Here is an 8,316-nt window from a genome sequence, read left to right as displayed (position 1 = left end):
AGTGGCGCACTTTTAAAGCATAACTGTGGCTCACTTTTAGACCATAATTGACACTGTTGGCATAAGATGATATTTTCCTAAATCATCGATAAAGCTATAGACCGAATTCATCCGGTGAGCACACCATGACCACCCCTCATTTTCCTGAATAGCCACCGCAATCGCATCTAGCTTCTCGAGTGTCAGTCGATCAAGTAATGTTCTGTCAACCCACCCTTCATGTTCGTCATTGAACAAATCAGTACGAATAACTGCACCAGCCGCTTCCAGTTCTTCACGCCCAACAAAAACAAACTTTCCGCTAGTTTTAATATTCACTTCCTGCTCGGTGATCAAATTCCGCAGTTGGTAATTCTGTAGTGATTTACCGAATACTTGTTGCGCCTGTTCCCACACCTGCGCCTGTCGTTCCTGACTGTCTTCCAGTGCCAGAATCTGACACTGTTCAAGTGTGATCTCATCTTCTGCCAGTGCATTTAACAAAGCCGGAGCCAAACTGGCCAGCTTCAGGCAACGCTGAACATGACGAGATCCATAGCCCAGCAAATCACCAATTTGTGCCGGACTTTTCCCCTCGGCAGCCAATGAACGAAACCCTACAATCTGCTCGGCGGGGTGCATATCCTTACGCTTACCGTTTTCCGTCATGGAGGCAGCGACAGCCAATTCAGCAGGGATTTTTTTGACGGGTACAACCAGTTGATCGGGTTGAATAACCCCACGTTGTACAAGCACCCCTATAGCGGCTTTCCGACGACTGCCAGCCGCTACAGCCAATGAACCTTCGGGCTGTTCAACCACAACCAAATTCTGCAATATGCCCATAACAGCAATACTGTCAGCAAGATCATCAATGCTTTCCTGTGAATACGGAATAAAACGAACATTCAGTTCTGTATCAGCCAAACGGGAATAGGCCACCAATTCGACAGGCGCTTGCTCTAAGGCCACTGCCAGAGCGTGAACACTATTTTCATCGGTTTTACGGGTGGTTTTTTTTGCTTTAGAGGATTTAACTTCAGCTTTCAATACAGTCATTTGACTACTCCTTTGAGTCTGGCGTTTCGCCGATAATGAGAAGCGGCCTTCCGTCTCTCAATAGAGCTATTATACTATAAAACCCACTTACATATCAATATTGATATGTAATAAACGACATTATTTCTCAACATTTCGCATGCGAAATCTTATGCCCATAAGGGCATGTAAGCGACAAAGATACTTTCACGGATAATCCACTGGTGAGTGTCGCGTAAGCCAGCCATAGGCTGTACAGTCGTGAATATCCCACAGGCCAGTCCCTCGCCCTGCCAAGCTGGTTTATGCGAAGCTACCGACCTTGTAGCAACACGACGGGTTAACGGTCGAAGACAAAAGAAACGGCAGCGACAATGTGTTATGAGCAGGCACAGTGCTATGCACCTCCGACACAGCGGAACGTTATGGCACCATTCATGGGAAGTTGCGCGGCTAAAATCCTGCTAGATTGGTATATTGACCTTTAGGCATCGCTTGCTATCCGAAGGACAGAGACACGCTCGCGTGACTCTGCGAAAGCCGGACTGCGCCGCCGGCGCGAGACAGCTGAAGTGCAGGCGACGAGCCGACCATTTAGGGTCGGGGAGCCTTGGGGCCACAGTTATCCTTTTTCCTCCACAAGTTTGCCCACTGTTTCTGTGGATAAGGTCGAAAGAAACTATTTATGGCGACAAAACAGCACGCTATAAGAAAACAGACAGCCGCACCTTGCAAAATAGGAATATTATCATAGATAATACTGTATATAATTACAGTAATATTGAGCTAATCATGAAAGTAATAATCCTCACTGCACTAACCGAAACCCGCATCCAAATACCACTATTCGGTGAAAATTGCCAAGCCGGATTTCCATCGCCAGCAAGTGACTACTTAGAAAAAACCTTAGATTTAAATGAGCTATGCATACTTCATCCAAGTGCGACTTACTTTGTACGCGCTGAAGGTGAATCGATGATTGAAGCGGGCATTCTTTCCGGGGATCTACTGATTGTTGATAAAGCGGTCAACCCGACTCACGGTGATATTGTTATCGCCGCCATCGAGGGAGAATTCACGGTAAAAAAACTATGTACCCACCCTCGCCTCTGTCTACAGCCGATGAATCCCGCATACAGCCCCATATTTGTTGATCCCGACGAACTGAACATATTTGGTGTCGTCATGCACGCCATACACACCCTACGTTGAGGTGCCTATGTACCTACTCTGCGACGTAAATTCGATGTACGCCGCCTGCGAACAACTCTTTAGGCCGGACCTAAAAGGGAAACCGGTTATTTGCCTATCGAACAACGACGGCGCAATCGTAGCCGCCAACAAAGAAGCCAAAAAACTCGGTATAAAACGCGGCGTCCCCTATTTCCAAATGAAGACCCTTATTGAACGCCACCAGGTAGCCTGCTTTAGTTCCAATTACGCGCTGTATGGAGATCTCAGTGCCAGAACCATGACGATACTAGAATCATTAGCGCCCTCTCTAACCATTTATTCCATCGATGAAGCCTTTATGAAAATCGATGGAATGGAGAACTACGAGCCTCTGCTCAATTTCGGTCAGCGCGTGCGTGAGACTGTCCTGCAACAAACAGGATTAACATGCGGTATTGGCATTGCTCAAACACTGACGCTAACAAAGCTCGCCAACCACGCAGCAAAAACATGGCCCGCAACCGGTGGTGTCGTGGATTTATCTGACCGTAACCGGCAACGCAAACTGATGGCCATATTGCCCGTATCAGAAGTATGGGGAATTGGCCGCCAGCTAAGCATTAAATTAAGGACTATGGGAATTGAAACGGTCTTGCAGCTGGCCGACGCCAATTTACAATTGATAAAGAAAACATTTGGCGTTGTCGTCGAGCGCACTGTTTTAGAACTTAATGGCATCCCGGCAATAACGATAGACACTTTACCCACCAAACAACAGATTATCGTCAGTCGCTCTTTTGGTGAACGCATTACGGATAAGGAAAGTTTACGCCAGGCAATCTGCAAATACGCCGAACGCTCAGCTGAAAAGTTGAGGGCCGAACGTCAATACTGCAAACACATAAACGTCTTTATTCGCACCAGTCCTTTCGCGATAAATGAGCCGTTCTACAGCAACAACTACAGCATTAAACTCATGCTAGCCACCCAAGACACACGCGATATCGTTTCAGCGGCTACCAGGGCATTAGATGCCATTTGGCGGGAGGGATTCAGATATCAAAAAGCAGGGATCATGCTAAATGATTTCTGCGACAAACCAGGGCAAATTGATTTGTTTGATGAAATGCCGCCTCGTGCTGATAGCGATCCATTAATGAACATCATCGATAAAATCAACCAAAGTGGTTTAGGCAAAATTTGGTTTGCAGGGCAGGGGATAAACCAGGCTTGGGCTATGAGGAGAGATTTACTCTCCCCTTGCTACACCACCAAGTGGAGCGATTTACCCAAAGTCACAATTTGACGGCAAGAATAGCAATTTCGCATGCGAAATTATCCTCTGCGATACAGTTGCAAAATTACCGGGGGAAGTTTGTAGTATGCTTTTGACCAACGACCATTTCTTACCTCAGAAAACAAACTATCGTCATTGCGTATATCTTTATACAAGATAGTGAGCGCCCCCAACTCTTTAAGACGATTTGTCACCGCAGAGATATTCGCATTCTTTAGACCAGTTTCAGCCATCACGGTATCAATATCGACGCACGCTATCTCGTTATCAAAATAATCCAGCAATAGCGAAAGGAGCAGCAACGCATCACCTTTCCGGCCCGTAGCAACAATGATTTTTTCAAGCTCTCGAAATGTCATGTTTTCGCCTTTTTCTTTGACACTTTGTAACGCGCATCTTCTTCAATTGCAGCACTTAACCAACCTGCGGCAATGTCCCTATCAATCGATGCTGGCACTGAATCAAGTAAGGCTCCTAGCTCTGCATCTCTATGAATTTTGATGAAAATAGCGGCAAAACCAGCCCAGTCTTCATGACTGACAGGTATCCAGTTTTTCTCTAACAGCAGCATTAATGCTGATTGGGAAGCCCATAAGGGTGTGTGACCGTCTTTAGCCCATCCAGCCAATGATGAACCCAGCACTGGATTTTCACGTCTCACAAAATCGTGTTTAACACCGGTGTCCTTCAACACTTCGGCGCCAACCGCTGCTGAGAAATCAGTCGACATAATCCACGTTTTAACAACACGGGCGCGAAACGCCCGTGACAGCTCTGAAAAGGGAGTATTAGTCATCTAAGCCTCTTTGATACCAACCAAGGCCACTGACTTAGCCTCAACACATAATTCGCCTATTTCCAGCTTTACCCACACCTGGCCATACTCCTCTGCCATTTTGTTTATGAGTAAATAACCAATCTGGCCATCGACTCTAACAATCAGGCGATTCTCTTTCTGGCTCACAGCTGCTGCACTAGATGATGCTTTAGCTTCAGATGTCCTGGCTTCATTAAACGCAGAACTCGCCTCCTCTTTTCTCAACGTTTCTGTTGGCGGGGCCGTTGGTTCATTATTTGGTGAAGTTTTTTCTTTCGTTTCGACTGACGGAGTATTTACCGCTGTTTTATTTTTCTGCTCGATGTCAGTTGGCGTCTTACGGTTTTTGAGTTTAGCCAACTCCGCTTTTGCTACTTGCCTGGTTAATATCTTCGTTCTTGCTGTCTGAGCTAACTGTTCGGCAATCACAGGTGATCGGTCATGGATTTGGCACAACGTATAGACAAGATCGACATCACCCGTAATCTTATCTTTCAATAAGTCCCTTATTACTGCCGGCGCATCACATAACCGCATATGCTTACTGACAAAGGAAACCGGTTTGCCGAGTGATTTCGCTATCTGCTCGCCGTTCATGTTCCACTTATTCTTCAGCTCAAGCATGGCATTGGCGGTCGCCAGCGGTTTCAATCCTGACTGATGGAGGTTTTCGATCAACTGACCAAGTAACCGCACTTTGTCATTTTTCGGCGGTAAACCCACATAGACATCAATATACTCATCACCATGTCTACGAGCACTGCGTATACGGGTTTCGCCGAACCAAATCCGGTAGCCATTTTTATCACGAGGGAACACACGCGGCGGCGTCAACATGCCAACTTCGTCATATGTTTCCTCCATCCCCTTCAGCGTTTCCTCTTCAAAATCTTCGTCTGGACGCACCTGCTCGATTGAATAGACCTCATCTAATCGAACACGAATGATCTGCCCCGCTGGCGCGATTTCAGGCCGCGATATATCAGAAAGTAAACTATGTCCCGCAACGGCTAATGGTGGTGTAACGGAGTCACGATTAATCAGGTTTTCTTGGATACCTGGCACTGCCGCCGCTTGTATTTTTTCTTGATTGCGTGCTGACAGTTGTTTTTTAAAGTTCTTAGCCATATCAGGCTCCCTGCGTAAGGCTGATCAGTTTTTGTGTTAACTCTTCGTACTGCAATGCTGGTAATGATTTTGGGGCATACTCTTTAAATGTCAGTCCCAGCTCAATGGCTTCTTTCGCTGTGGTGGAAACATAGGAAATGTAAGCCAACACTTTCTCTGTCGAATACCCGTTGAGTTGTAAGATCTCAAATAACAATCTTAGGTTTTCGGTATCAACCGCAGTCAATCGCCCATCCAGCAAGTCTTTTTTATAGTTGGACACCACAGCTTGAGTAACGTAAACCCCTAAAAATTCTAATTTTGGATTTAGATTCTTCTTTATTTTCTGCATATAACCCAATTGTTTAGCCACACCATTCCGGGAAGACTTCTCCAATAGGGTTGGGATAATCAGATAGTTGGCGACAAGATGGCTGGCGATCATGACATTTGAATATGAGGGATTAGAATCGATAACAATGTAATCGTACTCTTTACGCAGCTCATCTATCCGGTCTTTAAAGTCGAAAATACAGTCCTGTGGTCGATAGTTAATTTCGTTTAACTCGTATGTGGTGCCGATAAAATGGCGACCATCCGCTAACGAGATCGGCTTCACAATCGTATTGGGAAAGAATAATTGGTATGAGTGTGCTTCCCCCGGCGAAAACTCATGTTTAAAAGGCTCACGTTCAATCTCAATGGGCATACCATCAGAGAAACTGCGCTCAGTTAATCCGGCAGTCCAGTCCATATCGATAGCTAATGTCTTAAAGCCCGCCTGTTGTAAATCATATGAAATTTCATTCGTTGACTGCGACTTAACCACTCCACCTTTCTGATTACCCACAACAATAACTATACCGAGCGCTTCGGATGAGTGACTGTTTTCCATTGTTAAATCCCTCTTAAATTTCGCATGCGAAATAATTAAATTATTGTTGATGGGCCATAGATTGAGTACGAGTTTGCTTCGCTTTTCCTGCCGCGAGGTATTCGAAACTCTCAGCGGTAAAGCTATAGCCGTGATAATTGACGCCATCTTTTTCATACTGAGCGTTTTTAACAATGAAATGGACGACGATCAGGTCACCTATATCTAATTGACGTTCAGCACGCAAAGCCAACTCATCGTAGACTGTGAACTCGATAATGGTAGAAGAATTATTGCGTTTTTTGCTCTCTGCTACAGTAAGGCGACAATACGTAACGTCGTCTTTTTGAATTAATCTAACGGGTTTAAGTAAACGTCCTGCGATGGTGTTGCTTTGCATGATGTGCCTCCTTTGAGTCTGGCGTTTCGCCTGATGTATCCAGTGGCCATCCACTGGATACATATCAATATACTCTGACAAATATTATAAATCAATAATGATATATTACTTTTGAGACAGTTTTTCGAGTGCTGGCTTTACAATCCGACCAAAGACCCTCTGAGCATTCGGCGTGAACTTTCTCACCCACGCATTATTACGGTAGCGGGAAAATTTAAAGCTGTTATCACATAGCATACCGCGTGTCTCTTCATCCGGTTTATAGCCAAAATGAATTTCAATCTTGCCATCTTCACTCAGCTTAATCTCAATTCCGTTCGTCAGCGTTTGCTCAATAAACAGACTCTCATTTTGCAATTGACTCACTTCAGCTAGTCTCTGTTTTAAACGTGATATCTCTGCACTGTGATTAGCCAGCTGATAAGAATAGAACCCCACAACCTTACGATGACTGTGATACGGGCTAGGCTCTAAAATGTTCAACGCTTTATCCAGAGGAATGCTCAAATACTCTGCTAACGCCAGCGCACAATTTTGTTGTGCTTCTTGGCTAACGCCCTCAGCAGATCCGCCTTTAAAGGTTTTACGGACAATCTTGTTTGCTCCGATCATTTCCGCGTGTGTCTTTTCCATCCGGGCAATCTTATTGCTGAGTAATTCTGTGGCATTCGGTGCGTTTGATTGAATGATGGTTCCATCACCGAATGGCATGATTCGGCGCAGAAAACGCTCTGGTGCTTTTTGAGTGTATTCGTGTAGTTGCCGGTACTTATCATCTGCAATACGACCACGTTTACGCATACGCTCAACGGGGAAGTTTGCCGGGCCGGTTATCATTGAATTGGCACAACCACTCATGGTCGACAAATAGCCCATATATGCCGTTTTGAGCCGTGCATGAAATAAATCAAACCACTTACTGAATTCAACCTCCCAATCCTCAACAAGGATCGCACCATTCTGCTGAGCTGATTCAATACGACCTAACACCAAGGTTTTTTGTTGGTTGAGGCGCATTGCATAATCTAGCTGGCAGTCGAAGGCACGACGATCCGGTCTAAACGACATATTGCTAAAAGCCTGTTCCGCCTTTTGGGTAGGAATATCATCAATGAATTCAGCAAGGGCAGGGGTGGTTTCCAGAACTTCTGCTTTACGAACTGCTTCTGACTTATACATATAAACTCCTGTGAGTATGGCGTTTCGCCGATAGGAGAAAAGCGGCCTTCCGCTCTTTTATATTGATTATTATACACAAATAAATTTACATATCAATATAGATATATAATAAAACACAAAAAAGCCTCTTTTAAGAGGCCTAGATTTCGCATGCGAAATTTTCGCTAATGAATAATTTAATGCAGTAAAGCAAATGAATATGCTTGTCTCATAAAGGTATGTGCTTATTGACCTAAAGCTTGATAGACGCTATGATTACTGACAGTAAAGCCTTGGTCATACCGCTTTGTCGCATAAAATATATTTTTATTGTCGCCAAGGTCGACCTACGAATAGGCAAATGACATGAAGACCCTCGATACTTATGTATCGGGGGTTTTTCGCATTTATTGGCAGTGAGAGCGTTCAGAATTCTGTGTCACGTTAAAATCATTATAGCGTTATCACTTTAT

The 8,316-nt window shown here is 44.8% G+C and carries 9 protein-coding genes; 2 read left to right on the top strand and 7 right to left on the bottom strand.

Features of this window, described 5'->3' with window-relative positions; translation table 11 throughout:
• Positions 1–36 precede the first annotated feature (36 nt).
• Complete coding sequence (locus AACW11_RS14865) at positions 37–1,038, bottom strand: ParB/RepB/Spo0J family partition protein (protein ID WP_212587010.1); 1,002 nt, start codon at positions 1,036–1,038, stop codon at positions 37–39.
• Between the two features lie 771 nt (positions 1,039–1,809).
• Between AACW11_RS14865 and umuD the strand changes: the two genes are divergently transcribed.
• Both umuD and umuC read left to right on the top strand, forming a co-directional pair.
• Entirely contained in the window at positions 1,810–2,229 is a 420-nt protein-coding gene (gene umuD, locus AACW11_RS14860) for a translesion error-prone DNA polymerase V autoproteolytic subunit (protein ID WP_050163472.1), read from the top strand.
• 7 nt (positions 2,230–2,236) lie between these two features.
• Complete coding sequence (gene umuC, locus AACW11_RS14855) at positions 2,237–3,496, top strand: translesion error-prone DNA polymerase V subunit UmuC (RefSeq protein WP_050163460.1); 1,260 nt, start codon at positions 2,237–2,239, stop codon at positions 3,494–3,496.
• 29 nt (positions 3,497–3,525) lie between these two features.
• Here umuC and AACW11_RS14850 read toward each other — a convergent pair whose 3' ends face one another.
• From AACW11_RS14850 to AACW11_RS14825, 6 genes are all read right to left on the bottom strand, one after another.
• Positions 3,526–3,846, bottom strand: a complete 321-nt coding sequence (locus AACW11_RS14850) for a hypothetical protein (RefSeq protein WP_212587009.1) — start codon at positions 3,844–3,846, stop codon at positions 3,526–3,528.
• Entirely contained in the window at positions 3,843–4,283 is a 441-nt protein-coding gene (locus AACW11_RS14845) for a hypothetical protein (protein WP_050163458.1), read from the bottom strand. Before AACW11_RS14845 ends, AACW11_RS14850 begins: the two co-directional genes overlap by 4 nt.
• Positions 4,284–5,432 carry a ParB/RepB/Spo0J family partition protein gene (locus tag AACW11_RS14840; protein ID WP_212587008.1) on the bottom strand — a complete coding sequence of 383 codons (1,149 nt, stop codon included), beginning with the start codon at positions 5,430–5,432 and terminating at the stop codon, positions 4,284–4,286. It abuts the gene before it with no gap.
• A 1-nt stretch (position 5,433) separates the two neighbouring features.
• Entirely contained in the window at positions 5,434–6,306 is an 873-nt protein-coding gene (locus tag AACW11_RS14835) for a ParA family protein (RefSeq protein ID WP_212587007.1), read from the bottom strand.
• A gap of 40 nt (positions 6,307–6,346) precedes the next feature.
• Positions 6,347–6,685, bottom strand: coding sequence for a hypothetical protein (locus AACW11_RS14830; RefSeq protein ID WP_212587006.1), 339 nt, complete (start codon positions 6,683–6,685; stop codon positions 6,347–6,349).
• A 105-nt stretch (positions 6,686–6,790) separates the two neighbouring features.
• Entirely contained in the window at positions 6,791–7,864 is a 1,074-nt protein-coding gene (locus tag AACW11_RS14825) for a hypothetical protein (protein WP_212587005.1), read from the bottom strand.
• Positions 7,865–8,316: the final 452 nt, after the last annotated feature.

The sequence above is a fragment of the Yersinia sp. Marseille-Q3913 genome (assembly GCF_963892745.1).
Classification (GTDB): domain Bacteria; phylum Pseudomonadota; class Gammaproteobacteria; order Enterobacterales; family Enterobacteriaceae; genus Yersinia; species Yersinia bercovieri.
Note: the sequence above shows the minus strand (reverse complement) of the source record. Positions and strands in the feature narration are given on the sequence as shown.

Excerpts from the sequence above, each read along its gene's own strand:
- AACW11_RS14865 (WP_212587010.1), bottom strand. The coding sequence starts at position 1,038 with ATGACTGTATTGAAAGCTGAAGTTAAATCCTCTAAAGCAAAAAAAACC.
- umuD (WP_050163472.1), top strand. The coding sequence starts at position 1,810 with ATGAAAGTAATAATCCTCACTGCACTAACCGAAACCCGCATCCAAATA.
- umuC (WP_050163460.1), top strand. The coding sequence starts at position 2,237 with ATGTACCTACTCTGCGACGTAAATTCGATGTACGCCGCCTGCGAACAA.
- AACW11_RS14850 (WP_212587009.1), bottom strand. The coding sequence starts at position 3,846 with ATGACATTTCGAGAGCTTGAAAAAATCATTGTTGCTACGGGCCGGAAA.
- AACW11_RS14845 (WP_050163458.1), bottom strand. The coding sequence starts at position 4,283 with ATGACTAATACTCCCTTTTCAGAGCTGTCACGGGCGTTTCGCGCCCGT.
- AACW11_RS14840 (WP_212587008.1), bottom strand. The coding sequence starts at position 5,432 with ATGGCTAAGAACTTTAAAAAACAACTGTCAGCACGCAATCAAGAAAAA.
- AACW11_RS14835 (WP_212587007.1), bottom strand. The coding sequence starts at position 6,306 with ATGGAAAACAGTCACTCATCCGAAGCGCTCGGTATAGTTATTGTTGTG.
- AACW11_RS14830 (WP_212587006.1), bottom strand. The coding sequence starts at position 6,685 with ATGCAAAGCAACACCATCGCAGGACGTTTACTTAAACCCGTTAGATTA.
- AACW11_RS14825 (WP_212587005.1), bottom strand. The coding sequence starts at position 7,864 with ATGTATAAGTCAGAAGCAGTTCGTAAAGCAGAAGTTCTGGAAACCACC.